Source organism: Microcoleus sp. B4-C1, assembly GCF_036705285.1.
In the GTDB taxonomy this organism is placed as follows: domain Bacteria; phylum Cyanobacteriota; class Cyanobacteriia; order Cyanobacteriales; family Microcoleaceae; genus Microcoleus.
This window is the reverse complement of sequence record NZ_JAUBUC010000016.1, coordinates 12827-39546: the sequence shown is the minus strand read 5'-3', so window position 1 is coordinate 39546 and position 26720 is coordinate 12827. Positions and strand designations below refer to the sequence as shown.

Sequence of the window (26720 nt, the reverse complement as noted above, 5' to 3'; positions counted from 1 at the left end):
TAAGCAGCGAGCTTGATAGCGGTAAAAATCACGCTCGCGTTTTAGCCGCGCAATCCGTTGAAACAAAACACGAATAAAATATTGTCTCTTCATACAAAATATAAAACTAAATCAGACATACTATCACCTCTAGTGAATTTATGTCAACTTCTTTAGGTTATACCGGGTATTACTCCCCCCGGTTGGCCTGCGGCGCCCTAAATCTTTACCGGCGCGGCCGGGGGGGCAAACCATAAACCAGCTCCCCCCCCGGCCCACGTTCTTCACACTACAATCGGTTTATCACTTAAGGATTTTTTATAGGATATTTCTACAAGTCGTTTACAAGCCTCATCAGCAGTATAAGCAGGAAAACTATCTATTTCTAGAAATGCAGATTTCAAAACACGCGCTAGTTTTCGCTTATACACAGCTCGTTTTTTCATTAAAAAACTCCAAAAATTTAAATCAATCAATCCGAAATTTATAAAGTAAATTATTAATTTCTAACTCAGCATTTTCTAACAAATCAAGAATACAAGTTAGCTGCTCTAATACAAATGATTTTTTTTCATCATCTACTATTAACCGCAACTTCTTTATTAAAGACTCTTGTTGTGATAATTTTTCTTTTAAAGCAACGTTCTCACGAATTAATTTATCACACCGTACATGAAATTCCGCATTATCTTTTTGCAAAGCATCAATCAACTTAATTAATTTTGGCTTACCTTCTACTTCGGTTAAAAGGTAAGAAACAGAATTTTCCAAATCTTCTAATCTTTGTTCAATATCCATAGCGACTCAAATATTGTAAAATAGAATAATTACATTTTAGCACAAAACCAATGCGTAAACCTATATTTTCGATAATTATCCCCACCTACAACCGTTTAAATGATTTATGGCGCTGTCTACACTTATTTACCGCTGTAAACTATCCAAAAGACAACTTTGAAATTATCATAGTGGATGACGGAAACGAACGAGCTGATAGAACAATTATGCACTATCAAGACAAATTAAATATTACATTAATAAAGTCTGGAGGAGTAGGGCCAGCAAAAGCGAGAAACAAAGGTGCAGAAACAGCAAAGGGAATCTTTCTAGCATTTACGGATGATGACTGTACTGCCGATAGACAATGGCTAAAAAATTTAGAAAAGCATCTAACAGAAAAACCAAACTGTTTAATCGGAGGTCACACATTAAACGGCATCGATAATATATACTCAACTGCCAGCCAAATGTTGATTGATTACTTATACAACTATTACAACGAAATAGCTGAATATAGTAAGTTTATAACATCTAATAATTTTGCTATCAGTGCAAACAAATTTAAACAAATCGGAGGATTTAACGAGCAATTCCCACTAGCAGCAGCAGAAGACAGAGAATTTTGTCAGCGATGGATAAAGCACGGGTACAATATCGTATACGAAAAAAACGCAATAATTCATCACTGGCACGAACTAAATTTTTATACGTTTTGCCAGCAACAATTTAATTACGGTAGGGGAGCTTATTCGTTCCAAAATCTGCAAAAACCAGGACGTAAAATACAACCCCGATTTTTTTACATAGAATTATTGCTTTATCCTTTAAAAATTGGAGGATACAAAAATATGGGAATTGCAACACTGTTTTTAGTATCTCAAATAGCAGTTGCAACAGGATTAATCTATCAAAAATTTACTTCTTCCCGTCATCCATCCCCCGAGCAACAGCCCACCACATAGGAAGCGGCCGACCATCCCAGTCAAAGAGCGCAAAAGTCGATCGATAATCCTGATCAATCTCCCCAGAAAACCAGATTGTAGGAAAATTTCCCCACTCAACAATAAAGCTGGCACCCGATCGCACGACATCACGATGGATAATATAAGCCTGATGAAGGACGATGGCACGGCGGAGGCGATCGGGAACAAGCGACTCGAAAGAAGAAGTTAACCCATCAGTGCGGCGACCAGCCACATAAGTATTTTGAAGCCGGCGCCGCCAAACGCGATCGTAAATAGAAAATTCTAAAATTCCCCAAGGAATATCGTAATTTTTAGAAAAATCAGCAAACTGAGAAAATAACACCCCATCGCTCAAGCGCAAAAATTGAGTATCTAGCCACTGAAAATGCAACTGCAAACCGAGCTTGAATTTTAAGGAGGGATGCTTGCGCCTAAGAATGATTACCCAATCCTTAAAAAGTTGAAAATTTTTAGGGTTGCTTTGAAACAAAGCAAGAGGCTCATTCAATACAACCTCAGCATTACCAGGAAGTCCCGCCAAAAATACATCAAGCAGGCGCACTTGTGCATCATGAGAAGTATTGAGAAAACGACTATTCTTAAAAAACCAATCATCAACTGTATAAATACGATAATCTTTTTTGCGGGAATCATCGTAGGCGACGCGGTGAGCCCAACAGCGATTGGCACGACGGCGACACCAATCATCAACCCTCGGAGACTTTTGACCGCGTTCATCAGACCTTAAAGCCACATCAGGAATAAAAAAATCAAACTTAGATTCTATTGCTTGCCATCGGGGAATAGTTCGCTTATCTTTTAAATTTTTGAAGTCAAACATATTAGAAGCACTTAAAATTGTGCCTAATTTAATAGAATGTTTGAAATCAAAAGGTTTAAAATAATTTTCAACTGCAATTATATAGACAATTGCCAAAACTAGAGTACAAACATTAAAAATAATACCTGTTATAAAAGCAGAAAAAATTAACTTTTTAAAAATCATTTATTTTACCTTGAACGACCAACCAGGACGCCAGCCTCGACACTCAGGATGGACAAACTCAGCTTGCCAATAGCCTTTATCCCAGCCATTGACTGAATCTAAATCTTTCCAAATCTCAGTATTAGCACCCGCCAAACGATTACCCTTAATTTCAGCATAAGGAAGAGCTTGATTAGTAACAAAAGCCACGGGAAGATAAGGATTATATTCGATTACAGGAGGCAATATATTAGAATCCTGACTGTAAGCAACGATAAAACAACCTTTAGCATCACTAGCATTACCGCGAGGACTTGCCCATAAAACCTGCAACCATACTTTTTTGCCAGGAGGGCAAGGGGGATATACAGAGCCGCAGCCACTGTCTGGATCAAAATATTCAAAACTATCAGTAGATACAGGTATTTGCGCTCTATAAGCATCACAAATAGTAGTATCTGTACTCCCTCCAAAAGCGCCAGTTAAAGTCACCAAAGACAGCACAACTGGCAACCAAATCGAAAGGATGCTACTCAAACCAAATCCTATTAAATAAGCAGCAGACCTAACACTTATAACCGATACTGTAGAAACGGCAAGCGGTGCAGCAGTTGCTATTAACAGCCGCAAACCTCCAGCTAATTTTGCATATCTTAAAAGCATCTATTTCTTCACTAAACGCCAAGCCTTAACCAATCCTGCTATTAGCATAACAGGTAATCCAGTGCTATACAAAACAACAGCAGCATAACGCATAATTGGGGAATTAACGGAATCTATTGCAGCAATCATTAAAGCAGGTATACGAATCGAATCGGGAGAAGTTGGCATTAAATCCAATACCTTATTAGATAAAGCCAAACCAGCACTTTTATTAAGCAAACAATCATACTGCTCCAACTCCGCAGCGGTTAAAGGGCGCCTCCAAGTATTGGCAATCCAAAAATTATCAGGGTTAGATGTAGTTTGACTTCCAGTAGAACTCACAAGCTCCAGGGGCTTATCCTCAGCACGAATATCACGAGTATAAAAGGAATGACAAAGCCCTTCTAAATTTGTGCCAACAGGAACGTCTCCCATGCCGTAAGCGGCAGAAATCATCTCGCTAGTATTAACTTGGATAACTTGATATACACACCAAGTGTAAGTAGGTGGCAGCGCAGGGGTAGAAGTAGCAATCAAAAAAGGTAAAAGCATAGTCAAGTCAATCACTAAATATAAACTTTATGCCCAAACCCATGATTACAAAAGGCTTGAGTGCGTTTACGATCATGCCAGGGAGACAAATACGCTCAAACTCTAAACCAGCATTAATTTGAAAGCAGCCGTCACCAATATTGTCAAAATATGCTTGCTCAGCAGCATTTGGTTGAACGATATCAATGGGAAATTTCTGAGTCATCTGAAAGGAAAGCGGCACCGGCACAGGACAGGTCAACCCACCAGCGATCGCACCAGGAGTCTGAACTAACATCAGAAAAACTCCAAAGGCAGTAACACCCAAAAACTTAGCATTCTCTAAAATAGTGCGGTGACGGGGCTTCATCCGAAGTTTACCAGCCGCCAACATAGATCGCATAAATTTGTCGAAGCGCTCTGAACCCATAAACTCCTCAACCATCGCCAAAGTAGCGCAGTGCTTCTCAATAAAAGCGATCGACCGCTCAATATCCAAGTGAAGCGACGGAGCGGGAACAGATATAGACCCGTATTTATAATCTTTAAAAAATTCTATATCCTCGCGCTGTCGAGAAAAGTTAATTTGACCGCAAACCACACCGTTTAAAAATTTAGGCAATTCGTCAACGGGACAAGAAACCATCTCCTGCATAATCCACTCAGCGCGGGTACGCTTAAATTCAATCTCAAGGCGATCGTAATCTATACCATCAATATTTTTATCGTAAATCCTCACAAATCGCTCTGACTCGCGGGAACCTAGATAAACTGTAGTCCCAGGTCGGTTATTACCAGAATTTGAAATGCGTTTAACAGCGCGATAACCAACAAGCAAATTATCAGCCAAAAAAACCTCCCAGTAACGACGCGACAATCGGGGAGTTTGAACAGGAAAATCAAGCGCAATATCAATTCTATTGGCGACAAATTCCTCCTCAAACTGACAAAACGCTAAAAGAGCTGCAATCTTATCAAAAGTAACACCGGCAAGCGTAGAACCATTAAGGTCAACAAAATGCTTATAAAGTTCATGAGTTCCAGCGGAAGGATAACGAGTACCTATCAAACTACCTTGAAATTCATGAACTTCATGCCAAACTTTATTTAAAGCAAGAATATTAGTATCACGAGCATCCTGCAATTGTTGCTGCTTACGCTCAAATGGTAATCCTAAAGTCCGCTGAATTTGTCGGAGCATACTAGGATGATAACTAGACACCTGAAATCTCAACCAATCAATTCTAATGTTTCGAGCTAAATATTCCATATTACTTAAACATTTGAACGGGTAAATAAAACGAGCCCATAAGAGAAATCAACGCTATCAAAGGGTTTCTGGGTAGAAATATGTCAATTATTAATAAAGTAATAAACCATAAAATTAACCCAATAAACACCCTCCACATTATTTTATAACCATCTTTAGCTTGCTTATCTAGTTTATCCCAAATTAAACACTCCCTAGTAATTCGTAAATCAAGTTTTTTTAAGCCAGGATAACTAGCCGCCGGCAACATATTCCACAAAGGAATTAGATTTTTCTGGAAAATATGAGGCCCTGGAAAAGGAATCTGACCCTCTAATTTCCAAGCCACAAAAGGATAATTGTTGCTAGCTTCATAAATACGCTTTTTCTTGAATCTATCAGCTTTATAGTATTGGTCTAACTTATCTTCAATCTCATCAAAAGTATGCCCTTCGTCAAGAAGGTCTTGGGCAGACAACTCAACCGAACAAGCTGAATCAATTACATAAGGTTGATAGCCAAAGCTCTTATCAAGCAATACTTTATCATCTTGCTTCTCAAGAAGTCCAAAACTATCATAAATTCTAAAAGTGTGAGCATCCAAAGCGCTGATAATTCCTTTCCAATGCCTGGTAGCCAACACCCAAACCTTAATAGGATTCTTACGAACTTTTGGGTCCCTAAACCATACCTCGAATTCACTAGGCATAAACAAATGACAATCCTTAAAAAGTAAGCGCTCATTGCCTAGTTCTTCACTCCAAATAGTAGTTCCTTCAGCATATAAGATTTCTGAACAGATTTGATGAAGCGAAGAATGCACCTGTGTAGGGTATTGAGCTGCGTAAACTATATGCTGGCACATTTTACGATTATTAGCTACCGCATTAAATGCTTCAGGAGGTAAAGTCCAGGACTGAGCAGATGGAGCGTATAAACCCATTTCATCCAAAAGAATTACAGCCCTGCGAATTTGTAAAAACTGAGCAAAGTTTTTATTGCTCGATACATAATAAATAATACCTTTGGGTATATTTTGCCAAAGCCATTTTAAATTATTAATTTTGCAGTAATAAGCAAGACAAAGCGGGTCAAGATTAAAATTTGTAACAAGTCTTAGTTTGTATTTTTCAGCAATCCGTAAACCATGCTGTAACATAAGCAAACTTTTACCACGACCAGGAAGACCATAAATAGCAGTGAAAGGCAAGATACCTCCTTTAAATTAAAAAGCGATCGCCAAGCACTCGCGATCGCCTTAGCTAAATAGTTACAATCCGAAATCTAAAATCTAAACGCGGCTTAAAACCATGTTGAGAACGCGAAGCGTAACCATGAAACCCATCGGAGCCAGCGCGACGCCAAAAGCTGCTAGCCCAATGCCATCAATAGCTTTAATCATATTGATGGCATTCGTAACTCCGGCAGCAATTGAAGCCGCAGCAGCTTCCGCAGCATCACCACCAGCACCAGCAGTGGCAGTAGCAAAAGCACCGCCAGCGCCAAGAATAGCCCCACCAGCAGCTAAAGCAGCACCAGAAGCAGCAACAGATTGAGCTGATTTACTATGCTCAACTTTCCAAAAAAGCTCATTGAGTTTGCGAAGTTGCTCAGGGTCAATAGATGAAAAAATATCATCTGCAACCTCATCTTGCACTCGATCTTGAACTTGAACCATGTTTGTCACCCACTAACTAAAAGGACTAATGAATTGAGAAAACCAGGGGCTAAGCACCAATACCGCAACCCTGAAACGGTATCTCGCAGCAGCATCAACTACTGAATCAATAAAATCTTTCATTTAACAAACGAGGAAGGAATGGGGACAATACAACGATTTACAATCGTCATTTGAGCTACGACTATGGCAGCATATAAAAACGCACACATAGCAAGTTGAGCTAAAAAAACAGCACGAGTATCGATAATTTTGTCAGGTAAAGCCATGTAACGCTCAGCCTGAGAATAAAGATTTTGAAAAAAATCTTTCATCAATCAATAAACCTCTTAGCTAACACAATAAACGCATGGGTAGAGGTAGCAGCTAAAGCAGCTTTCATTGCCCAATCCATGGAAAACTCGATCACAGGCTTAATATCTTCTTTGATGAAATTCATCGCCTCAGCAGCACTGCCTGCAATGCTGGGAGCAGCCATCAAGTAAACCGAAAGAAAGGCAGCGGTCCACATAGTTAAGACCTCATTCTTATAGCTATGCCAAAAGCACAGGCAATCGCCATACTGCCAAAGTGGTCGGCGATAAAATCTTGAGTTGACAACCGCATATTTTCGGCAAATTGTTCAGGGGAACCCAAAACAGTCGATATTCTCTCCACTGCTTGAGCTCCAGTAATCCGATCGCCTGCTACTGCAAAGCTGAAAGTATCGCCCAAAACCCAAAAACCACAACCGAGAATAATAGAAAGTGCGGCCAAACGGCAAGAATGACAACCATTAAGTCGATAGACATTCATTAGCACCTCAATCAATAAACAGTCGAACTATCCGAAGAATCAACGCAAGGCAGAAAAATTGAGTTAGTAAAATGAAAAGATTAGACCAAAGAAAGCTAACGATAAGTGATATCAAATCATCATTGCTGTACGTGGTCAGGAGTATCATCTACTTCCTCCTCATCCTCGCCGTCACGAGAGACTTTTGCCTTAGACCATTGAGTTTTCGTGATATTAAACAATGCAAAATAATCCTTAAAGACATCACTAGGAGCAGCACCAACTGCCTTGATCCAGCCATCCCAATAAGGAGTTGGATTGTTACCATTCCCAACCGCAGCGGGTTTAAGTGCTAAAACAAAACTGTAATACTCTCCCTCAATCAACTTGCTGATATTAAGTGAAGGAGTAACGCCAACTTTGCAATTATAAGGATTATCAACTTCACTCATAACCATATCAAGCGGAGTCTCGACAGAAGTTGCACCATTGTACTTAGTCAGTGGCATTTGACCTGTCTGGAGATACGGCAAAAATAAAATTGCCTTATTATTGCCGGAAGCGTTCAATTCAGCACCACCCCATCGAGCCCAACACAAAATCACAGGGTAGCCCGGAACATTAGTTGTCTTTCTTCCTTGACGAGCATTCGTGTCGGGTCCAGTGTCTCCAACTCGGAGAATGCTGGAGATTAAATCGCGGCCCTCTTTAGTTACAGCCATTATTTAGAATTCTCCTTGTAGCGCCGCCACATTTTATCCGACCAAGATTCACTAGGCGGAGGAGTAGAATTTACTTTAGGGCCGGGAGTGTAAGTTGGTTTAGGAGTAGGAGTGTAAGTTGGTTTTGGGGTAGCAGTCACGGGTGGAGGTGGTGGCATTGTCGTAGTGCTTGCGATCGAAGCCGCTAAAATCAGTTCAATCATTTTGTTGCCCAATCAATAAATCCATCTTCTGAGGGATACGTAGTCAGCACAACAGTAATGACACTTATCTTTTTAGCAACCCATTGCTTTAAATAAAAGGGTTTACTAAAATCTAAGTGATGAGTTAAAAAAGCTTATGAGTAGAGTTGATGTATTTGTGTTGGCAGTATTGTCTCGGGAAAATAAGTTGTCTCTGTCAAATATCGTAAAAAAAATAGGTGAAATAAATCTAAACAAACCACCCTCACGCATCGGAATTTATAAAAGGTTGAACGTACTAAAAGAGCAAAATTTAGTAAGCTTTGAATGGAAGCAGGGAAAAAAAAATTATATAGTCTCAGAAAAAGGTTTAGAAATTATTACGGAATTTATCAATCAATTAACCGGAGTACAATCAACATGAATCAAAATCAAATCAAGTGGCTGGCAACAATTTTAATGGTAATCGATCATGTAGGATTTTTAGTAGAAATAGAGCCAATGCGTGTTATCGGCCGCTTAAGCTTTCCGCTGTTTGCATGGGTACTGGCTCAAAACTGGAAGCGGCGAGAGCCAGAAAAAAGCGCTAAACCTTTAATTACCAGATTGCTGTTGTTTGGGATAATCAGTCAAATTCCATACATCATATTGTTCAATAGGCTAGAGTTTAATATATTAATTAGCTTTGCACTGGTTGTAATAACATTTACACAAATTCACAAAGCTCAAACAAATAGAAAACTCATAATAACAATACTAGGGTTAACAGCAGCTCAATTGTGGGGAGTAAGTTACGGGTGGTACACAGTCGCGTGTCCGCTGCTGATGATTAACTTAAAAAGCAAAGGCGATCGAATGTGGTGGATTGCTTGGTGTCTGGTAAATGGAGTGTACGCAATAACATCAGGTTACTTGCTTCAAATATTTGCAATCTTGACACCACTGATATTAGCTTACCACGACCCAACCAAAGACCAAAAACCAACGGCAGTAGAGAAAAGATTTTTTTACTACTTCTACCCAATCCATCTGGCAGGACTAGCGGCACTGCAAACCATTCTGTAGAACAAGGCTCAAGAATCAAACTTGAGGGGAGCTTAAGCCACTGTATTTCGAGGTCTCGCATCATACATAACAGAGCCTAAACTAGGCCATCGCCAAATCCTTGCATCAATATTATAACCATGTCAGAAACTGAAAAGGAAAAAAAGAAACGCGATAGCATCAAAAACCTGCAAAACACCAACAGAATACTAAGCCGAAAGCTTGCAGACACTAAAAAATATCTGTCACAAGAAATTAAAAATGTAGAAGCTCAACGCGATCGGTACAAGCTCAAAGTTAAAGAACTAACCGAAGAACTAAAACTCGAAAAAGCAAAAAACTCAAATGGGGATTCATCTAAGACAGACAGCGCATTCACGAAAACAATTGTATGCGGGACTGCGGGCATTAAGCGGCGCAGTGCATTTAGGTAAGATTCGGCATCGGGGCGACGGCTGAAACGGGCGACTGTTAAGCGCTGACAGTTGGGGAGGTGGCGAATTATGCACTCCCGGTTGAAGTCGATCGCGATATGTCGATTGTTTTGGTATCATAGATGTGTTCTGCCCACTTTTGTGGGTGGTAAAGGAAAGGCGTTCGCCCTTGATTTCTCAGGTCGGAGGGCGATCGCTAATTTGATAATATTAATCTTATGATACGTTCGTATCGACTGTCAAGTGCAAGATGGGTCTAATTCGGTTGCGGGTTCGAGAACTAGCTGAAGAGAAGGGTTGGACGCTTAAAGAAGTTTCTGAGCGATCGGGCATTCCTTACAGTACGGTTAGAAGCTATGCCCATTCTCCCAAGCTGGCAACGGTAGATTACACAGCTTTAAACAGAATGGCTCGCGTGTTTGATATTGCGATCGAAGATTTAGTTGAGATTTTGGAAGAGTAGGCTGATTAATCGTTGGGAATAGGGGACGAATTAGGCTGCGAGTTCGAGAATTTGCTCAAGAGAAGGGTTGGAATCTGACAGAAGTATCCAAAAGAACAGGTATTCCATATACCACGATCGCCACCTATGCCAGTTCTCCAGGTATGGCAACTGTTGACTACACGGCTTTGGACAAGATGGCCCGTGCCTTCGATATTGCGATCGAAGATTTAGTCGAGATTTTGGAACAGTAAACTGATTTGTCAGCGGGAAGATGGGGCTAATACGGTTGCGAGTTCGAGAACTAGCTGAGGAAAAGGGTTGGACGCTGAAAGAAGTTTCCGAGAGAACGGGCATTCCCTACAGCACGGTTAAAAAATACGCCCAAGCTCCCAAAATGGCAACGGTGGACTACACGGCTTTGCAGAAACTTGCTGCTGTCTTCGATTTGATGGTGGAAGATTTGGTTGAGGTTTTGGAACGGTAAACTGATTTGTGATTTAGTTTTTGCACTTCTTGCAACAGTCCGTCGGGGGTTGAAACCCCCGCCTCAAAGCTCAAGTCGTCTAAAGACGACTGAAAAAGCGATCGCTCTCCGCTTCAATCCTTTTTTTTAAATTTTGAATCAATCATTTCTTCAGTCCACAAAGCGTGGACTTTCGTTTTGAGGCAGGGGTTTAAACCCCTGCCGGAATGTCGCAACAAATGCAAGATATTTGTTCGATGCCCTCCCAAAGTTCAGAAAGGGGTAGAGTTTGTCCGGTTACAGCTTGGCGCCAGGATGTGCGAAAGCTTTCTCCTGAAAAATCTGTGTCTGCTTCGGGCGTGATTTTTTTTTCTAGAGAATGGGTTTGTTGAATGATTGTGGATAGTGTTTTTAGGAGTTCAAGCTGCTCTATGAAGGAAAGTGACTGAGCCAGATTTATGGCTTGTTGAAGTTGTGATGTCATGGTCTATCCTCCATCTTTAATTTTTCATTTTGCATTTTTAAGCCTGAGCAACCATTCCAACATACTGAAAATCTCAGAAGTGACTGAACGTTACTCTAAGTTTATCAAAATTACGAAAAAAAGGGAGAAATTATCGCTCTCCCCTTCTCCTCTGCGCCTTTACGATTCCTTCCCTACTTCATCTCATATCCAAACAAATTCGGATCGACTTCTCCCAAATTCAAATCGGCCAAACCATACTCAGCCCAACGCCTTTCTACCATCGCAGCCACATCAGGATCGGACTCCAAAACTTCCCCCCATTCGTGATCGGTTTCCGGCGGCATCTTCGTAGTAGCATCAATCCCCATTCTGCCTCCCAAACCAATCTTTTCACTGGCAAAATCTAACGTATCAAAAGGCGTATTCGGCAGAATAAATACATCCCGAACAGGATCGACTTTAGAACTAATTGCCCAAACTACTTGACGCGGGTCGCGAATGTTGATACTTTTATCGACAACAATCACAAACTTAGTGTAAGTAAACTGCGGTAAAGCACTCCAAAATGCTAAAGCAGCCCTGCGCGCTTGACCGGGATATGCTTTATCGATCGAGATAATTGCCGCTTTATAACTCAGGGCTTCCATCGGTAAGAAGAAATCGACAATTTCCGATACTTGCTGCCGCAAAATAGGGGTATAAATACGGTTAAGCGCGATCGCCATCATTGCTTCTTCTTTCGGCGGCCGCCCGCTAAATGTGGTCAGATAAATCGGGTCTTTGCGGTGCGTCATGCAGTGGAACCGCACCAACGGCGAATCCTCCACGCCGCCGTAATAACCCATGTGATCCCCGAAGGGCCCGTCGGGCAGAACTTCCCCCGGCGTAATCGTTCCTTCTAACACGATTTCCGAGTCCGCCGGTACTTCCAAATCTACTGTTTTGCACTTCGCCAATTGCACGCCGGAACCGCCGTAAAGTCCGGCAAATAACCATTCCGATAAATCTACAGGAATTGGGGTTGCTGCGGCGAGAATAATCAGGGGATCGACTCCCAGGGCGATCGCAACTTCCAACTTTTTACCAGCCTGCGCCGCTTTCCGCAAGTGTCGCGCCCCGCCCCGCACCGATAACCAGTGTACAGTCATCGTGTTTTTTGACTGCAACTGCAACCGATAAACCCCCACATTCGGCGTGCCCGTTTCGCAATCTTTGGTAATTACTAAACCGAGGGTGATAATTTTGCCCGCATCTCCCGGATAGGGGCGAATCATCGGGATTTTGTTCAAATCCAGCCCTTCTCCCTCCAGTACCACTTGCTGACAAGCTGGGAAAAAGTCGCGCCCCGGTTTGGCCTTCACTACGTCGAACAGCACTTTACCGAATTCTATCGCTTGGGAAATCTTTTTCGGCGGTTTTGGCTGTTGTAGCATTCCTAATTTTTTGCCGAGTTCTTCTAATTCGATCGGCTTTTCCATGTTCATCGCCCAGCAAACGCGCTCTTCCGTACCCAACAGGTTGATTGCGACGGGGAATTCGGCCCCTTTGACGTTTTCAAACAGCAGTCCAGGGCCGCCTTTTTGCAGCATTTGGTTGGAAATTTCGGCAATTTCGAGGTCGGAATCGACTAAGGCGCTAATCCGGCGCAGTTGTCCCCGTTCTTCGAGTAGTTTTAGGAATCCCCGCAAGTCTCTAGCCATTTTTTTTAAGAATTGTTAACGTTCTTTTGTTATTATGAGCTGATCGACTGCCACAAGTTACTCTTGAACCCGTCAAAGAATATCTATTTAACGAACCGCGAAGACGCCAAGGGCACGTTCGGCGAAGCCGTTCCCGTTCCCCGCAGGGGTTCCCGAAGGGTAGGGTAGGAAGAGAAAGAAGAAGATAGGTGATGCCTTGTTCGGTTCGGGAGTAGGGAATGAGAATTAAATAACTTCCACTCTTGAAAGTGGGATGGGCCTAAGAGCCCGTCCTTTTTGGACGGGCTCTTAGGCCCATCCCACAATAACAATTAAAATTGTAAGTTATTTAATTCGCGATCCTAGGCTGCATAATGGGTTACATGAAATGTCCAAGATGCGAATCTGACGAAGTTCGTAAAAACGGCCGTCCCAACGGGCACCAGCGGTATCTTTGCAAAGCTTGCCGCAAACATTTTTTTGACCCGCCCAGTCCGCCGTCTTTAAGTCGCAAATGCACGGAAACACGGTTAAGCGAAGTTATCCTGCAAGGAATCGAGTCTGCAACCACCACAGAGTCCGGCGGGATTGCGATTTTGCTGTTAGATGCCGAAAATCTGAAACTTAAGGTTAATACAGAACAATTCTTAGCCGATTTGTGCGACTATCCCCTGCAAGTTAAAATTGCTTTTGCTAACTGGAAAAATCCGAGTATCGGCAAGTTGGATGCTGAACTTTACGATCGCGGTTACGAACTGATTCACGTTCCGGGCGGTGCTAATAGTGCTGACGGTAAAATGATTGCTTTTGGCGCGGCTATTTTATATCGATATCGGGATGTAAAACAAGTTTTTGTCTGTTCTTCGGATGGTTTGTTAAATCATCTTTGCAATCAGTTGCAAAATCAGGGAGTGACTGTGTTTCGGGTGCGTCGGCAAAATTCAGTTTTGTCTGTAGAAAACTGTCAGAATGGTGAGAGCAAGCACTATTCTTGCGAAAGGGAAGAGGAAATCCCTAGTTTTGCAGAATTGGCTAATCAAGTTGCAGAGTTGTTGAAGGCTGAACACAAATCTATTGATGAGCGGATCGCTCGTTTTTCTAGTGTGGCTGAGCTTTTTCAAGAGCGCCACACTATTGTTTTCCCTTCTACAACTTCCCCTGCTGCACTGTCGGAGTCAGCAGAAGACAAAATTTCTTCTGGGACTAAAGAGTGTATAACTCCTCTTGTCGTGGATCTAGATATTGAATCCCAAAAAGTTCCCGAAACCAAGTCAGTCAATTCAATTGGGATTCATTCGCTGGATGCTTTAGAAAAGATACTTGTAGCAATGATTGCGAAAGCGATAGTTGATTTAAAACAAAATGCTATTCCCGTCACAACAATCAAGAAACAATTTTATACTAAATATCAGTGTCATGCCGATTTAATTGTGAAAAATTTTTTGCCTGATTCTAGTCTAATTAATTTTTTTAAATCGCGTCCGTCTGTTTTCAAAATGGAATTGCTCGGTAACGAACATCAAGTGGCGATCGCTCCCAAAGCAGCAGCATCTTCAAAAACACAGTCCTCAGCCGCCCTGGAAGCATCTATAGCAAATATTGTACAGGCATTAACTGCTAAATCTCCCGGCAATTACATTGGCATTAACCAGGTAGCGACCGAATTTCACAAGCAATACGGTCAACCAATTACTAAAAAGCTGCAATCGCTGCATTTGGGGAGCAATTTTCACGATTTTTTGCAGTCATGCCAAAAATTCAAAGTTCAGAAAAAGGGTAAGGAGCATCAAGTGGCGATCGCCAAAGTTACGGATTAAATATATGACTCAAAAGTCATAAATTGTGAGGGTAAGGTGCGCTTGGACGTACCTTACAAGCTATAGCAGTCGCCAAGGTGCTTAGGTAACGCTCGCTCTTCGACTAGGCTCATGTACTCCCTGGCGATCGTATTCAAGATTGAGGTCAATCGATTTTAGATTTTAGATTTGAGATTAAAGAATTGAAGCATTGACCCCACAGATAAATTCGGGGGCTTGTATCCTGGATGCTTTCGGTCAAATAGACAACTTTTCGCCTCTCAGGTTTTAATCGGGCGGCCCACTTTTCTTTCAACCAGTCCGAGGCTTTAATCCTCAGTTATCGAATTGCTTACCTATTCTTAACCCTTTTTGATTAGCTATTGTGATAAATTATCAGAGAACATCAGTTATTTTAAATAACCATCTACTAGCAATCATTAGTTATTAGTTTTTAAAGCTAATTTTTTGAGTCAGTTTGCAGCGACTCAATTACTGAATAATAATTAATCCCTCACTAACTAGCACGAAAAATTAATTATTTTTAAACTATCAAGACACTCTCGATCGCCAACAATCAAAAGCCCAGGTTTAAATGAAAACTGCCCCTTCGCATCTGCCACCCCCTGAGTCTAAGCTTTGGCAGCGCAATTTAACCTCAGCTATGTGGAAAGAGTATGCTTTACACGCTCTATTGGGAATACTTGGGTGTATTCCCGCATTCATCACCCTAGGAATTATTACAGTCCTGATTTATGAAACAGCTATTTTCTTCCAAGAAGTACCTTTGTGGAGATTTTTGACAGATACGCAGTGGACGCCGCTGTTTCCTAATAAAACCTTTGGCATTATGGTACTTGCCAGCGGCACATTGTTGACAACGGCGATCGCCATGACTGTTGCCGTGCCTATTGGCTTCCTCACTGCCATCTACCTCAGCGAATACGCTCCCCATAGAGTGCGTTATCTGCTCAAACCCTTTATAGAAACTCTATCGGGCATCCCCACTGTAGTCTATGGCTATTTTGCTCTGTTATTTGTCACCCCGCTGCTGCAAAAACTTATCCCCAATCTAGCCGGGTTTAGCCCTTTAAGCGCAGGTTTAGTCACTGGCATAATGATTGCACCTATTGTATCTTCTATGAGTGAAGACGCTATTCAAAATGTCCCAAAACGATTACAGGAAGCAGCTTATGCTTTAGGTTTTACCAAACCAGAAATTATCACTAAAATAATTTTACCAGTCGCATTTCCCGGCATCATTGCCTCCTTTACATTAGCAGCTTCTCGCTGTTTGGGAGAAACCCTAATCGCCTCCATTGCAGCCGGACAAAATCCCCACTTTGCTCTGAATCCGCTAGAAGCAGTATCGACAATGACTGCTTTTATCATTCAAGTAAGTTTGGGTGATGTACCTATAAATTCTCTAGAATTTCACACTATTTTCACAGTAGGGACGGTCATATTTTTGATGACCTCGATCCTCAACACACTGAGTCACTTGCTTGTCCGGCGTCACCGCGATTTAATGTTAGAAGTCCCAATTGGCAGCCCGGAGGTAAATCAAGAACATTTAGCTATTAATTCTCGGTCAGATATCGCTCAATACTCCCCTCAAAAAATACCAAAGATTCCTCACATTTTTCAGCCTGATTTCACCAAACGTCACTTCCTAGATCGAATATTCATAATTCTCACCGTTATTCCACCTTTGGTTTTAATAACCGTTCTAGGGCTTTTATTATTTGATGTGTCTCAAGATGGTCTCTCGCGCCTTAACTGGCAATTTATCACGTCATTTGCTTCCAGGAACCCCGAAGAAGCAGGAATTTACGTAGCCTTAGCGGGAACTTTTTGGTTGCTGGGATTAACTGCAATTTTCGCTACTCCCATTGGAGTAGGAGCAGCCATTTATCTCGAAGAATACGTCCCCAATAATCTATTTAGCGAATTCCTCGAAATTAACATTGCAAATTTAGCAGCAATGCCCTCTATTATTTATGGCTTGCTAGGGCTGGGAGTATTTGTTCACGGATTAGGATTTGTGACTGGCAAGTACAGTTTACTTTCTGCGTCCCTCACTCTATCAGTAATCGCTTTACCCACAATAATTATAGCTACTCGTTCAGCACTGCGCGCCGTTTCCCATAGCTTGCGCGAAGGAGGCACCGCTACAGGAATGACTCGGTGGCAGGTTTTGTGGCATCTAGTCCTGCCATCTGCAATGCCCGGTATTTTAACGGGAATTTCTTTATCCCTCTCCCGCGCAATTGGCGAAACTGCCCCGCTAATTGCGGTAGGTGCATCGGCTTTTATTACCTTTACGCCTGCTTTATCTCTGGAGGGGTTACGCAGTCCTTTTACCGCTCTACCAGTTCAAATATTTAACTGGGTTTCTCGAAGTCAAGCCGATTTCCAACAAAATGCAGCAGCAGCAATTATCTTGCTAATTGGCATTCTATTTGTGATGAATATTTCGGCTATAATATTGCGAGATAGCTGTAGCAAAAAAAAAGCTTAAAGCATCAAATAGCAATTAGCAAGCCTCACCCAAGTAGCAATAAAATTCCGCACCTGTAAACCTAAAAATCCAGGATTAGGATTGTAATGGATAAATTATTGCTTCTTCCTTACACCCCCCTATCTGCAATTCCCAATCGCCAATACCCAGTTTCTTTGTACCTATGCAAACAGATTTTGAATTGCCAACACCCCTAGAAGCTATTTTGCGCGTCCAGCAACTATCCGTATCCTACAATGACACTTTAGCCATACAAGGAATCAATATGGAAATTTACAAAAATCAAGTTACAGGATTTATCGGCCCTTCTAGCTGCGGAAAAACGACTCTGCTGCGCTGTTTTAACCGCATCAACGACTTAGTTAAAGGCGCTAAAATAACCGGAAAAATTACTTTTTACGATCGAGACATCACAGAGTTCAATCTCATAGAGATTCGCCGCCGCATCGGTATGGTATTTCAAAAACCCAATCCATTCCCCAAATCGATTTACGAGAACATTGCTTTGGGACTTCGCGTCAACGGCTATCGGGGAAATATTGACGAGCTTGTCGAAGATTCTCTCCGTCAAGCAGCGCTGTGGGATGAAGTAAAAGACCGGCTTAATAAAAATGCTATGACTTTATCAGGGGGCCAGCAGCAGCGACTTTGCATTGCTAGAGCCTTAGCACTTCAACCAGAGGTAATTTTGATGGATGAACCTTGTTCAGCGCTCGATCCAATTTCAACTTTACGCATAGAAGAATTGATTAACAGGCTGAAGAAGCATTACACAATTGTTATAGTCACGCACAATTTACAGCAGGCTTCAAGAGTTGCTGATCTTGTTGCCTTTTTCAATATCAAGATTCAAGAAGGAAGGCGAGTGGGCGAACTTGTAGAGTATGCTTCAGCTCCTTCTATATTCCTGAGTCCTCAACATAAAACGACCTCTGATTATGTGGGCACTTACAGCCGCATAGATAGTGTAATTAGTTGAAAAATTAGGGTGCGTTATATCTAGTTGTAACGCACCTTAATTGAGTCATTGATTATCCAAATCGACCTTCTACATATTCTTGCGTTTGCTGCTTGGCAGGACTGTTAAAAATAGTCTTAGTTTGATTAAACTCGACCATTTCACCTAAATACATGAAAGCTGTATAGTCAGAAACCCGTGCGGCTTGCTGCATATTGTGAGTAACAATTAGAATTGTCACTTGTTCCTTCAATTCGGCAATTAAAGCTTCGATGCTGGAAGTTGCGATCGGGTCTAGGGCAGAAGTTGGTTCGTCAAATAAAATTATCTCAGGTTCGGTTGCGAGAGCTCTAGCAATGCACAACCGCTGCTGTTGACCTCCCGAAAGATTAAACGCCAAATCATTTAATCTGTCTTTTACTTCATTCCACAAAGCCGCGCCCTGCAGAGCTTTTTCGACTTTTTCATCCATGACGCTGCGCTTCGTTTGACCCCGCACTCGCAACCCATAAACTACATTTTCATAGATTGACTTGGGAAAAGGATTTGGCTTTTGAAATACCATGCTAATCCGCATCCGAACTTCGATGGGATCTACCTTGCGGCTGAGGATATTAATCTCATCGGAGTCCAGCAAGATTTCCCCTTCGTAACGATTGCCGGGATAGAGGTCGTGCATCCTATTAAAACACCGCAGCAGCGTAGTTTTGCCACAGCCAGACGGGCCAATTAGCGCGGTCACTTTTTTATCATCAACAACTAGGTTGATATTTTTCAGTGCCTGAGTTGAACCGTAGAAAAAATTCAGGTTTCTGACTTCAGCTTTTGCCTTAACGGTAGTTGAAGACGAAGAGTTGGTTGTGATTTTTTTTACCATTTGATGTTTTTGCGGAAAATATAGCGGAGATAAATTGCCAAGCCATTCATTGCCAAAGTCATCGCCAGTATTATCAGGCCTGCTGCGGCAGCGTTGTTTTGAAATTCCGGTTGCGGGCGGGATACCCAGTTGAACATTTGCATGGGCATGACTGTGAAGGGTGACATCAGCCATTTAAACGAAACATAAGGAAATTCGGATTGCAGGGGAGAGTCGGGCAAAAAGGCAATAAATGTGAGAGCCCCAATTGTAATTAGAGGTGCTGTTTCTCCGATCGCCCTTGACAACCCCACAATTACTCCTGTCATAATACTGCCAGCGGAGTATGGCAAAACGTGATCCGAAATCGTTTGCCACTTGGTAGCGCCTGTGGCGTAGGAAGCTTCCCTGATCTCATTAGGAATAGCCCTCAGTGCCTCGCGAGTAGTAACAATTACTACTGGTAAAATCAGCAGTGCTAAAGTCAAACCAGCAGTGAGAATGCTCTGACCCAAGTTTAATTGATATACAAAGAAACCTAAAGCTAAAAGTCCATAAACAATTGAAGGAACGCCTGCTAAATTAGTGACATTAATTTCGATAAAATCAGCAACCCAATTTTTCCGGGCGTACTCTTCCAAGTAAATACCCGACGCAATACCCAAGGGAACCGCGGCTAAAGCTGTTACTAACATTACTAAAGCCGAGCCTACCCAAGCAGACAGTACGCCTGCGTCTTCCGCGCGACGGGAGGGGAAGGATGTCAAGAATTGCCAGGAAAGACGCGGTACACCATCGATCGCCAAATCAATGATTAATGCTAACAGGACAACCACGCCTACTAGCATCAACAATAAGCCGATCGCAGCGAAAATGCTGTCCCACAGCTTAGCTTTTGCAATTATTTTTCGGATTTCCTGTATATTTTTTACGGCCATATTTTGGGAGTTAGTAATTGGCAATTGATGATTAGTAATTGGTGAGGAGTTTTGATTCTTGTGTTTAGTTAACTCAAGCCTTAAAACTTTCTTTTTATACCAATTTAATGGGTAGTTTCACATAGCTAGCTCCCCCTAAATCCCCCTTAATAAGGGGAGTAGGGGTTGACTTTGAGAAGAGTCCCCCCTTATTAAGGGCGGAGAGAAGAATGTTGTCCCCCCCTTACTAAGGGGGGTTAGGGGGGATCTGATTGTATGGAAACTCACCAAAAATTGGTATTACCCTTACTTAGTATTAGTAGATTTCCCTGTAACGCTTGCTCAGAAAATGCCCAATTATGTTAAATATCAAAGTCATCAACACTAGGGTCAGCCCCGCCACAAAAATTGTTTGATACTCTAAGCTGGCGTGCGGCAAGTCGCCGAGACTAACTTGCACGATATAAGAAGCAATTGTAGCACCGGGTTCCATTGGATTCCAGGTATAACTCGGCTGCAAACCAGAGGCGATCGCGGGGACCATTGTAAGGCCCACAGCGCGAGAAATTGCCAAAATGTAAGAAGCAGAAATTCCCGAAAGTGCAGCGGGAAAAACTACCGACGTTGCTGTTTGAAATCGTGTTGCTCCCATTGCATAAGCGCCTTCCTTGAGATATACTGGCACAGCTCGCATTGCATCTTCGCCGATCGAACTAATGAAGGGTACAATCATAATACCCACCACCAATCCAGCGCTCAACATATTGAATCCCGGTAAATCCGGCAGCACTATTTGCAACATCGGGGTCACAAATAAGAAGGCAAAGTAACCGTAGATTACTGTGGGAACTCCCGCCAGCAATTCCAACGCTGGCTTCATCACCTCGCGCACCCGACTGTCAGCAAATTCGCTCAGGTAAATCGCAATGATTGTACCCATAGGAATTGCCACCATCATTGAAACTCCCGCAATTACCAAAGTACCCGAAACTAGGGGCAAAATCCCGTAGCGAGGCTCGGAAAATAGGGGAGTCCATTCTGTACTCGTGAGAAATTCCACCAAAGAAACTTGTTGGAAGAAACCCAAGGACTCCGAAACTAGGATGTAAAGAATAGCGAAAGTAGTTACTACTGAGGAAAAGGCTGCGAGGAACAGCAAAAAAGCGATCGCACCTTCGCGCAAATCCCTCACTAGCTTTGGGGAAAACGCGGCTTGTTTGGATAATTTCAGTGATTTTTGAGCCATTAGTTATCAAGAGTTATTGGTTATTAGTCATTAGCGATCGGTCATTAGTAGTGACTCTCGGATTGGCACCCCGAAATATTGATATAATTTTTGTAAGTAAATGCAGCGCCACGATCGGGATTTACGCCAGTAACTAATGACTGCTGACTAAATAAATACCGATAAACTTGCTATCTGGCTTCGCGCTTCAACATTTCCTCAATCGTCAAACCTACAGCTTCTTCGCCACCGAAAATAGTGCCTACACGACGCTTGGTAAAATGACCCATAGCAGTTGTATAAGCCTGTGGAGGTAGAGCTACGTACTTGACATCGCGCGCTAGTTTAGCACCGTTCTTGATATAGTATTCGACAAACTGCTTCACTTCCGGTTTATCTGCCGACTTGGCATTAACGTAGATGAACAGAGGACGGGATAGCGGTTGATAAGAGCCATTTTGCACTGTCTGTGCAGAAGGCAATACAGGTCCTCTACCACCATTAATTGCCACTGATTTGAGCTTGCCCTTATTTGCTTCGTAATAAGCGTAGCCAAAGTAACCTATGGCATTTTTGTCGCGAGAAACACCGTTGACTAACACGTTGTCGTCTTCGCTGGCAGTGTAGTCGCCCCGGCTAGATTTAGATTTACCGACGATCGCTTCAGTAAAATAGTCAAAAGTTCCAGAAGCCGTACCAGCACCAAAAAGCTTCAGGGGTGCGTTGGGAAATCCTGCCCGAATTTGGTTCCAGTTATTGATTTTACCCTGAGCTCCGGGTTCCCACATTTTCTTGAGTTCGGCAACTGTCAAGTTTTGCGCCCAGGTATTTTGGTTGTTAACCACCACTGTCAGAGCGTCATAAGCCACGGGGAGTTCTATATATCTAATCCCAGCTTGAGCGCAGGCCTGTATCTCCGCTTTCAAAATCGGTCGGGAAGCGTTGGAAATGTCAGTTTCACCGCGGCAGAATTTTTTGAAGCCCCCACCCGTACCGGAGACGCCCACGGTAACTTGTATGCCTCTGTTGGTTTTTTGGAACTCTTCGGCGACAGCTTCGGTAATCGGGTAGACTGTGCTGGAACCGTCGATTTTAATTATTCTTTGTCCTTGAGCCTGAATCGCTGGGACTGACATACCGATCGCCGCAGCTACAAATGCCGATGCACCGGCTATTGTCCAGCCGTTAAGCTTAAATTTCATCAAATTGAGCGCCATATAATTTGATCCTGTGCGTTAAGTATGATGAGCAGCGAATCCTATAGGAGGATAACAGTCGATCTTTAAATTTTGAATTAATTTAGATTATGAACAGTTTAAATTTTTCCCACCAACTGAGATAATGGACTGTTGAACCAATCTTTTGATGACTATAAAATTGATCGGGAAAAAGCTTAAACTAGAAACGGCAGCGACAATTGTTTTTTTAAAGAGGCATCTCCAGAAACGCCAGTTTTGAACAGGCAGGATGCCTGTTCCACAAAAATTATTGGATATGTCTAATGTGCTATTTGCGATCGTCTTGAAAACTTTGTAAGGTTTTTTGCAAAAATGTCTTCACCACTTCTGAAGCGAGAGTTAGGTGTTTTCGGCGCAACTCTCATGGGCCTGGGCTCAATCCTCGGTACCGGAGTATTTGTGAGTATCGGCATTGCGGCGGAAGTTGCTGGGCCGGGGGTGATTTTGGCTGTGGGTATTGCAGCTTTTGTTGCTGTTTGCAATGGCCTTAACAGCGCTCAATTAGCAGCAAATCATCCTGTTAGCGGCGGTACTTATGAATATGGCTACAAATATCTCAATCCTTGGCTGGGTTTCACTGCCGGCTGGATGTTTTTGTTGGCGAAAACGGCTTCTGCGGCTACTGCTGCTTTAGGTTTTGCGGGGTATTTTTTAAATGCAGTTGGTGTCGCCGATCGCACTTACCTGATCCTAACAGCTTTAGTCGCCCTCGCCGCCATCACTTTAATTGTATTGACGGGAATTAGGCGATCGAATATTGCCAATACTGCCATAGTCTCAGTTACACTTCTATCCTTAGCACTGTTTGTTGCTGTCGGTTTGCCAGAGGTAAGGTGGGAAATGGCCACCGTACAGAATGATAGCTCGATCGGCTCCATCTTCCAGGCCACCGCCCTGATGTTTGTCGCTTATAGCGGTTACGCCCGCATCACCACAATGAGCGAGGAAGTGCGGGAACCGAGGGAAACCATTCCCAAAGCCATAATTTTCACTTTGGTGCTGACAATGCTGCTTTACGTCGGGGTAGCAGTAGTTGTCGCGGGCGCGGGGGGAGCCGATAAATTGTCTTTACAACCAGGCGGCACGACTGCACCCTTGGAAGTCATCGCCCGCAGTTTCCGAATTCCGGGAGTTTCTCAACTGCTAGCCGTCGGCGCAATTACCGCTATGTTGGGAGTCTTGCTGAACTTAATTTTAGGGCTGTCGCGCATCTGGCTGGCGATGGGGCGACGCTTGGATATGCCCAGAGTCTTGGCGCGGCTGAATCCTTCGGGGACAACTCCCTACGTGGCTGTGGTGGTTGTGGAAGTTACGATCGCACTTTTAATCCTCGTCGGCGATGTCAAAACCACTTGGTCATTTAGCGCTTTTAGCGTTTTGATTTACTACGCTATCACCAACCTCGCGGCGCTGCAACTTTCCCCCGCCGAAAGACTTTATCCGCAGTGGTTGGCTTGGGTGGGTTTGGGGAATTGTCTGTTTCTGGCTTTTTGGGTGGAGAGACAAATTTGGCTGACAGGATTGGCATTAATTGTCGCCGGTTTAATTTGGCGGGCGATCGTCCGACTCCCGGCGAAAAACTAGAATTGTGATAAATTGAAACAGCATCCCGCATTGTAGAGGGCCATGCCCGATCGAACCTCCGAGCTTGCGACTCAAGAATCTCTCGCATTCAGCGCCATCAGTCGCTATATAGCTCAAACCCTAATTACCATTCAGGAAAAGCATCCCGAATGGATAACTGAAAAATACAGGAAAACCCCCTGGGCCAAACCTGATTTTCAGTCAGTTTTGATTGGAAAATTGACAAAAAGTTTCAGCGTAGCCAGCGATACAGATTCCCTGGTGCTGAGTGCGAAAAAATACCTACAAATTCTGCTGATTCCAGAATTCGTTAATTCACCTCAATTCAGCAAATTATTTGCCAAAATTCAGCAGCTAGCCCAATCTCACACAGCACCGGCTAAATCACAAAACTCAGTTTCCTCCGAACCTCCAACTCCCACAACCAATCAACCAGCCCCGCTTCCTCTCGGCATTGCTATCTTGCTGCTAGATGTCGAAAACTTGCAACTCAACATCGAAACCGAAAAATTCCTAGAAGGAATTTGCCACTATCCCATCCAAATCAAAGTTGCCTTTGCCAACTGGCGCAGCATGGGCAAGAAAGATGCCGAATTTCACCAGCGCGGCTATCAACTAATTCACGTTCCCCCCGGCAAAGACAGCGCCGACTTAAAAATGGCTACAGTCGGCGCATCGATTTTCGTACATTATCCCACAGCCAAAGAGATTTTTGTCTGTTCGTCCGATCGCGCCCTCACTCACCTCAGCAACACACTGCAAGCCCACGGACTAACCGTATTTCAAGTCCGCAAACAAATAGATAAAATCATAGTTTTAAACAGCAAAACCGGACAATTGGAAACCCATTCCCTAGTAACCACACCGGAAATTACACCCCTAGAACAATTAGTTATTCAGCTCAAAGAATTAATCAAAAAAGAGCAAAAACGCACCTCAACTCAGTGGATAAAACTTTCCACTGTTTCAGCTTTATTTAAGGAGAATTACGGTTTAGTCCTCAATCAAGTTGTGGCCCATCACTTGCTTGGCACTAAAACTAGGGATATCTTTCTCAAATATCCCACCGATTTTGTCCTCCACAAACCATCAGAAACTTCTCAAACTTATGTCACTCTTTTTGAAGTAAGATTATCGCCCCCACCGCCAATACTTAACCAAGAAAATCTGAATAACCACCAGCCAGCACCTGCAACTTTGACCGATATTAATTCTCTCGAAGACTTAGAAAGAGCTCTTGTCAAAATCGTTGGAGACTTAACCGACAACTCTCCTGAAAATTCTGTATTTCTCTCCAATGTAGGCAGCGAATTTCACCGACAATACGGCAAACAAATTACCCAAATAATTAAAGATTTTAATTTGGGTAAGAAATTTACTAAATTTTTGCAATCCTGCGCTTCTCTCCAGCTAAAAAAAGCCGAAAAAGGCTGGCAAGTTTCCCTCAATTAATTAAAAATTAAAATATATAGCCATCCTAAATAATTTGTGAATTTCTTACTCCCTCCCCTTGATAAGGGGAGGGTTGGGGTGGGGTCAAAAATTTACGACTCCTGCAAGAATTGCTATATCAACATCCCCATTACTAGCAACTTGAGTTATCATACAATCTGGACGTAAAGAAATGTAAAGGGATATGCAGGACAAAGTTGTGGTTGTGGTGGGTGCGACTGGCGGCATCGGTTCAGCAGTGGCCCGCAAACTCGCTGATGCGGGTGCGAGGCTAGTGCTCGCCGCCAGAGACAGCAGTAAATTAGACACTTTAGCTAGCGAACTTTCAGCAACAGAGGTACTGTGCGTGCCCACAGATATCACCGATTTGCCACAAGTCGAGACGTTGATGCAGACAACTCTGGAACATTTTGGACAAATTGATGCCCTCATCAACGCCGCCGGTGCCGGAATTCTCAAGCAGTGGAACAAGTTAGAACCCGCTGATTTAGATGCAATGCTTGACTTGAACTTGAAAGGCAGTTTTTACACGTCTCAAGCAGCGGCGAATGTGATGAAAGAGCGCAAATCCGGCCACATTTGCAATGTCATCGGGATTTTGGGCAAGCATTCGATGGCGATGGGAACGGCTTATTGCGCTTCAAAGTTTGGGGTAGTTGGTTTCAGCAAGTGCATGGCAGATGAACTGCGACGCTACGGCATTAAGTTTACGCTATTCTATTTTGGCGGGGTGGATTCTCCCTTTTGGGATAATGTGAGTTTGAAGGTAGACAGGTCAAAAATGCTGAGTACCGAAACTGCTGCAAATGCGATTATGTTTGCTCTTTCGGCTGACCCGCAAGCTGTGCCGATGGAGATTAATATTCAGCCGGAAAGTCATTTGTTCTTTTAGCGATTGAGGAGTCAATCGATTTTCGATTTTCGATTTTCGATTTTCGATTTGAGAGGCGACCCCACGGATCAATGCTCTTTCTTGAGGATTTTCGATTTTCGATTTGGGATTGATTCCACGGATAAATCACGTGGCGGGTATCACATGAAGAAATTCGCTTGTCATTTGAAGGCAGAAGACAGCTTCGATTTTCGATTTGAGAGGCGACCCCACGGATCAATGCTCTTTCTTGAGGATTTTCGATTTTCGATTTGGGATTG

At 42.9% G+C, this 26720-nt stretch carries 32 protein-coding genes; 13 read left to right on the top strand and 19 right to left on the bottom strand.

The genetic code is table 11. The annotated features are described in order from the left end of the window. Positions 1-447: 447 nt before the first annotated feature. Positions 448-777 (bottom strand): hypothetical protein, encoded by a 330-nt coding sequence (locus QUB26_RS09140; RefSeq protein ID WP_333317618.1) that lies wholly within the window; start codon positions 775-777, stop codon positions 448-450. 50 nt (positions 778-827) lie between these two features. Here QUB26_RS09140 and QUB26_RS09135 point away from each other — a divergent pair, with 50 nt between their 5' ends. Next, the gene (locus tag QUB26_RS09135; protein ID WP_333317616.1) at positions 828-1721 is read left to right on the top strand and encodes a glycosyltransferase; all 894 of its coding nucleotides are present in this window, start codon (positions 828-830) and stop codon (positions 1719-1721) included. Here QUB26_RS09135 and QUB26_RS09130 read toward each other — a convergent pair. The 11 genes from QUB26_RS09130 to QUB26_RS09080 form a co-directional block, all read right to left on the bottom strand. Then, complete coding sequence (locus tag QUB26_RS09130) at positions 1675-2730, bottom strand: hypothetical protein (RefSeq protein ID WP_333317614.1); 1056 nt, start codon at positions 2728-2730, stop codon at positions 1675-1677. The two genes, QUB26_RS09135 and QUB26_RS09130, sit on opposite strands and share 47 nt — an antisense overlap. Beyond that, positions 2731-3372 (bottom strand): hypothetical protein, encoded by a 642-nt coding sequence (locus tag QUB26_RS09125; protein WP_333317613.1) that lies wholly within the window; start codon positions 3370-3372, stop codon positions 2731-2733. Then, positions 3373-3906, bottom strand: coding sequence for a hypothetical protein (locus QUB26_RS09120; RefSeq protein WP_333317610.1), 534 nt, complete (start codon positions 3904-3906; stop codon positions 3373-3375). 7 nt (positions 3907-3913) lie between these two features. Beyond that, positions 3914-5086: a replication initiation factor domain-containing protein gene (locus QUB26_RS09115; RefSeq protein ID WP_333317608.1), complete on the bottom strand. Its 1173-nt coding sequence runs from the start codon at positions 5084-5086 to the stop codon at positions 3914-3916. 70 nt (positions 5087-5156) lie between these two features. Continuing rightward, on the bottom strand, positions 5157-6344 hold the full coding sequence (locus QUB26_RS09110) for a hypothetical protein (protein ID WP_333317606.1): 1188 nt from the start codon (positions 6342-6344) through the stop codon (positions 5157-5159). Positions 6345-6425: 81 nt separating this feature from the next. Continuing rightward, positions 6426-6812: a hypothetical protein gene (locus QUB26_RS09105; protein ID WP_333317603.1), complete on the bottom strand. Its 387-nt coding sequence runs from the start codon at positions 6810-6812 to the stop codon at positions 6426-6428. A 119-nt stretch (positions 6813-6931) separates the two neighbouring features. Continuing rightward, a complete protein-coding gene (locus tag QUB26_RS09100) occupies positions 6932-7126 on the bottom strand; it encodes a hypothetical protein (protein WP_333317601.1) in 195 nt (64 codons plus the stop codon). Further along, positions 7126-7323 carry a hypothetical protein gene (locus QUB26_RS09095; protein WP_333317599.1) on the bottom strand — a complete coding sequence of 66 codons (198 nt, stop codon included), beginning with the start codon at positions 7321-7323 and terminating at the stop codon, positions 7126-7128. Before QUB26_RS09095 ends, QUB26_RS09100 begins: the two co-directional genes overlap by 1 nt. A 2-nt stretch (positions 7324-7325) precedes the next feature. Further along, on the bottom strand, positions 7326-7607 hold the full coding sequence (locus QUB26_RS09090) for a hypothetical protein (protein ID WP_333317597.1): 282 nt from the start codon (positions 7605-7607) through the stop codon (positions 7326-7328). A 119-nt stretch (positions 7608-7726) separates the two neighbouring features. Next, complete coding sequence (locus QUB26_RS09085; protein WP_333317595.1) at positions 7727-8308, bottom strand: hypothetical protein; 582 nt, start codon at positions 8306-8308, stop codon at positions 7727-7729. After that, positions 8308-8511 carry a hypothetical protein gene (locus QUB26_RS09080; RefSeq protein ID WP_333317593.1) on the bottom strand — a complete coding sequence of 68 codons (204 nt, stop codon included), beginning with the start codon at positions 8509-8511 and terminating at the stop codon, positions 8308-8310. The genes QUB26_RS09085 and QUB26_RS09080 overlap by 1 nt, the downstream gene beginning before the upstream one ends. A gap of 136 nt (positions 8512-8647) precedes the next feature. Between QUB26_RS09080 and QUB26_RS09075 the strand changes: the two genes are divergently transcribed. The 6 genes from QUB26_RS09075 (at position 8648) to QUB26_RS09050 (ending at position 10897) form a co-directional block, all read left to right on the top strand. Further along, entirely contained in the window at positions 8648-8914 is a 267-nt protein-coding gene (locus QUB26_RS09075) for a hypothetical protein (RefSeq protein WP_333317592.1), read from the top strand. Then, positions 8911-9555, top strand: a complete 645-nt coding sequence (locus QUB26_RS09070) for a TraX family protein (RefSeq protein WP_333317590.1) — start codon at positions 8911-8913, stop codon at positions 9553-9555. The genes QUB26_RS09075 and QUB26_RS09070 overlap by 4 nt, the downstream gene beginning before the upstream one ends. Positions 9556-9674: 119 nt before the next feature. After that, a complete protein-coding gene (locus QUB26_RS09065; protein ID WP_333317588.1) occupies positions 9675-9968 on the top strand; it encodes a hypothetical protein in 294 nt (97 codons plus the stop codon). A 250-nt stretch (positions 9969-10218) separates the two neighbouring features. Further along, the gene (locus QUB26_RS09060) at positions 10219-10431 is read left to right on the top strand and encodes a helix-turn-helix transcriptional regulator (protein ID WP_333244770.1); all 213 of its coding nucleotides are present in this window, start codon (positions 10219-10221) and stop codon (positions 10429-10431) included. A gap of 8 nt (positions 10432-10439) precedes the next feature. Next, positions 10440-10664: a helix-turn-helix transcriptional regulator gene (locus QUB26_RS09055; RefSeq protein ID WP_333244804.1), complete on the top strand. Its 225-nt coding sequence runs from the start codon at positions 10440-10442 to the stop codon at positions 10662-10664. 20 nt (positions 10665-10684) lie between these two features. Then, positions 10685-10897 carry a helix-turn-helix transcriptional regulator gene (locus tag QUB26_RS09050; RefSeq protein ID WP_333244766.1) on the top strand — a complete coding sequence of 71 codons (213 nt, stop codon included), beginning with the start codon at positions 10685-10687 and terminating at the stop codon, positions 10895-10897. Between the two features lie 190 nt (positions 10898-11087). On the opposite strand, the gene QUB26_RS09045 is transcribed toward QUB26_RS09050, so the two are convergent. Next, a complete protein-coding gene (locus tag QUB26_RS09045) occupies positions 11088-11360 on the bottom strand; it encodes a hypothetical protein (RefSeq protein ID WP_333244763.1) in 273 nt (90 codons plus the stop codon). Between the two features lie 173 nt (positions 11361-11533). Continuing rightward, a complete protein-coding gene (locus tag QUB26_RS09040; protein ID WP_333160993.1) occupies positions 11534-13042 on the bottom strand; it encodes a UbiD family decarboxylase in 1509 nt (502 codons plus the stop codon). Between the two features lie 353 nt (positions 13043-13395). Between QUB26_RS09040 and QUB26_RS09035 the strand changes: the two genes are divergently transcribed. The 3 genes from QUB26_RS09035 (at position 13396) to pstB (QUB26_RS09025) (ending at position 18317) form a co-directional block, all read left to right on the top strand. Further along, positions 13396-14838 carry an IS1/IS1595 family N-terminal zinc-binding domain-containing protein gene (locus tag QUB26_RS09035; RefSeq protein WP_333302809.1) on the top strand — a complete coding sequence of 481 codons (1443 nt, stop codon included), beginning with the start codon at positions 13396-13398 and terminating at the stop codon, positions 14836-14838. 574 nt (positions 14839-15412) lie between these two features. Beyond that, positions 15413-17338, top strand: a complete 1926-nt coding sequence (gene pstA / locus QUB26_RS09030; RefSeq protein ID WP_333317586.1) for a phosphate ABC transporter permease PstA — start codon at positions 15413-15415, stop codon at positions 17336-17338. 163 nt (positions 17339-17501) lie between these two features. Next, positions 17502-18317 (top strand): phosphate ABC transporter ATP-binding protein PstB, encoded by an 816-nt coding sequence (gene pstB, locus QUB26_RS09025; protein WP_333244754.1) that lies wholly within the window; start codon positions 17502-17504, stop codon positions 18315-18317. A 52-nt stretch (positions 18318-18369) separates the two neighbouring features. Here pstB (QUB26_RS09025) and pstB (QUB26_RS09020) read toward each other — a convergent pair whose 3' ends face one another. The 4 genes from pstB (QUB26_RS09020) to QUB26_RS09005 form a co-directional block, all read right to left on the bottom strand. After that, positions 18370-19173: a phosphate ABC transporter ATP-binding protein PstB gene (gene pstB / locus QUB26_RS09020; protein ID WP_333244751.1), complete on the bottom strand. Its 804-nt coding sequence runs from the start codon at positions 19171-19173 to the stop codon at positions 18370-18372. Beyond that, the gene (gene pstA, locus QUB26_RS09015) at positions 19167-20090 is read right to left on the bottom strand and encodes a phosphate ABC transporter permease PstA (RefSeq protein ID WP_333244748.1); all 924 of its coding nucleotides are present in this window, start codon (positions 20088-20090) and stop codon (positions 19167-19169) included. Before pstA (QUB26_RS09015) ends, pstB (QUB26_RS09020) begins: the two co-directional genes overlap by 7 nt. Before the next feature lie 295 nt (positions 20091-20385). Beyond that, positions 20386-21315, bottom strand: coding sequence for a phosphate ABC transporter permease subunit PstC (gene pstC, locus QUB26_RS09010; RefSeq protein WP_333055221.1), 930 nt, complete (start codon positions 21313-21315; stop codon positions 20386-20388). A 170-nt stretch (positions 21316-21485) separates the two neighbouring features. Beyond that, on the bottom strand, positions 21486-22511 hold the full coding sequence (locus QUB26_RS09005) for a PstS family phosphate ABC transporter substrate-binding protein (RefSeq protein WP_333244745.1): 1026 nt from the start codon (positions 22509-22511) through the stop codon (positions 21486-21488). A gap of 333 nt (positions 22512-22844) precedes the next feature. On the opposite strand from QUB26_RS09005, the gene QUB26_RS09000 reads away from it, so the two are divergent. The 3 genes from QUB26_RS09000 (at position 22845) to QUB26_RS08990 (ending at position 26460) form a co-directional block, all read left to right on the top strand. Continuing rightward, entirely contained in the window at positions 22845-24116 is a 1272-nt protein-coding gene (locus tag QUB26_RS09000) for an APC family permease (protein WP_333317584.1), read from the top strand. 42 nt (positions 24117-24158) lie between these two features. Further along, on the top strand, positions 24159-25568 hold the full coding sequence (locus tag QUB26_RS08995) for an NYN domain-containing protein (RefSeq protein ID WP_333317582.1): 1410 nt from the start codon (positions 24159-24161) through the stop codon (positions 25566-25568). A 184-nt stretch (positions 25569-25752) separates the two neighbouring features. Continuing rightward, positions 25753-26460, top strand: coding sequence for an SDR family oxidoreductase (locus tag QUB26_RS08990; protein WP_333055228.1), 708 nt, complete (start codon positions 25753-25755; stop codon positions 26458-26460). Here QUB26_RS08990 and QUB26_RS08985 read toward each other — a convergent pair. Continuing rightward, a partial coding sequence (locus tag QUB26_RS08985) for a hypothetical protein (RefSeq protein WP_333317580.1) occupies positions 26426-26720 on the bottom strand: 295 nt, incomplete at its 5' end. The two genes, QUB26_RS08990 and QUB26_RS08985, sit on opposite strands and share 35 nt — an antisense overlap.

Coding starts and splice junctions, on each gene's coding strand:
- QUB26_RS09140 (WP_333317618.1), bottom strand. CDS start 777: ATGGATATTGAACAAAGATTAGAAGATTTGGAAAATTCTGTTTCTTAC.
- QUB26_RS09135 (WP_333317616.1), top strand. CDS start 828: ATGCGTAAACCTATATTTTCGATAATTATCCCCACCTACAACCGTTTA.
- QUB26_RS09130 (WP_333317614.1), bottom strand. CDS start 2,730: ATGATTTTTAAAAAGTTAATTTTTTCTGCTTTTATAACAGGTATTATT.
- QUB26_RS09125 (WP_333317613.1), bottom strand. CDS start 3,372: ATGCTTTTAAGATATGCAAAATTAGCTGGAGGTTTGCGGCTGTTAATA.
- QUB26_RS09120 (WP_333317610.1), bottom strand. CDS start 3,906: ATGCTTTTACCTTTTTTGATTGCTACTTCTACCCCTGCGCTGCCACCT.
- QUB26_RS09115 (WP_333317608.1), bottom strand. CDS start 5,086: ATGCTCCGACAAATTCAGCGGACTTTAGGATTACCATTTGAGCGTAAG.
- QUB26_RS09105 (WP_333317603.1), bottom strand. CDS start 6,812: ATGGTTCAAGTTCAAGATCGAGTGCAAGATGAGGTTGCAGATGATATT.
- QUB26_RS09100 (WP_333317601.1), bottom strand. CDS start 7,126: ATGAAAGATTTTTTTCAAAATCTTTATTCTCAGGCTGAGCGTTACATG.
- QUB26_RS09095 (WP_333317599.1), bottom strand. CDS start 7,323: ATGTGGACCGCTGCCTTTCTTTCGGTTTACTTGATGGCTGCTCCCAGC.
- QUB26_RS09090 (WP_333317597.1), bottom strand. CDS start 7,607: ATGAATGTCTATCGACTTAATGGTTGTCATTCTTGCCGTTTGGCCGCA.
- QUB26_RS09085 (WP_333317595.1), bottom strand. CDS start 8,308: ATGGCTGTAACTAAAGAGGGCCGCGATTTAATCTCCAGCATTCTCCGA.
- QUB26_RS09080 (WP_333317593.1), bottom strand. CDS start 8,511: ATGATTGAACTGATTTTAGCGGCTTCGATCGCAAGCACTACGACAATG.
- QUB26_RS09075 (WP_333317592.1), top strand. CDS start 8,648: ATGAGTAGAGTTGATGTATTTGTGTTGGCAGTATTGTCTCGGGAAAAT.
- QUB26_RS09070 (WP_333317590.1), top strand. CDS start 8,911: ATGAATCAAAATCAAATCAAGTGGCTGGCAACAATTTTAATGGTAATC.
- QUB26_RS09065 (WP_333317588.1), top strand. CDS start 9,675: ATGTCAGAAACTGAAAAGGAAAAAAAGAAACGCGATAGCATCAAAAAC.
- QUB26_RS09060 (WP_333244770.1), top strand. CDS start 10,219: ATGGGTCTAATTCGGTTGCGGGTTCGAGAACTAGCTGAAGAGAAGGGT.
- QUB26_RS09050 (WP_333244766.1), top strand. CDS start 10,685: ATGGGGCTAATACGGTTGCGAGTTCGAGAACTAGCTGAGGAAAAGGGT.
- QUB26_RS09045 (WP_333244763.1), bottom strand. CDS start 11,360: ATGACATCACAACTTCAACAAGCCATAAATCTGGCTCAGTCACTTTCC.
- QUB26_RS09040 (WP_333160993.1), bottom strand. CDS start 13,042: ATGGCTAGAGACTTGCGGGGATTCCTAAAACTACTCGAAGAACGGGGA.
- QUB26_RS09035 (WP_333302809.1), top strand. CDS start 13,396: ATGGGTTACATGAAATGTCCAAGATGCGAATCTGACGAAGTTCGTAAA.
- pstA (WP_333317586.1), top strand. CDS start 15,413: ATGAAAACTGCCCCTTCGCATCTGCCACCCCCTGAGTCTAAGCTTTGG.
- pstB (WP_333244754.1), top strand. CDS start 17,502: ATGCAAACAGATTTTGAATTGCCAACACCCCTAGAAGCTATTTTGCGC.
- pstB (WP_333244751.1), bottom strand. CDS start 19,173: ATGGTAAAAAAAATCACAACCAACTCTTCGTCTTCAACTACCGTTAAG.
- pstA (WP_333244748.1), bottom strand. CDS start 20,090: ATGGCCGTAAAAAATATACAGGAAATCCGAAAAATAATTGCAAAAGCT.
- pstC (WP_333055221.1), bottom strand. CDS start 21,315: ATGGCTCAAAAATCACTGAAATTATCCAAACAAGCCGCGTTTTCCCCA.
- QUB26_RS09005 (WP_333244745.1), bottom strand. CDS start 22,511: ATGGCGCTCAATTTGATGAAATTTAAGCTTAACGGCTGGACAATAGCC.
- QUB26_RS09000 (WP_333317584.1), top strand. CDS start 22,845: ATGTCTTCACCACTTCTGAAGCGAGAGTTAGGTGTTTTCGGCGCAACT.
- QUB26_RS08995 (WP_333317582.1), top strand. CDS start 24,159: ATGCCCGATCGAACCTCCGAGCTTGCGACTCAAGAATCTCTCGCATTC.
- QUB26_RS08990 (WP_333055228.1), top strand. CDS start 25,753: ATGCAGGACAAAGTTGTGGTTGTGGTGGGTGCGACTGGCGGCATCGGT.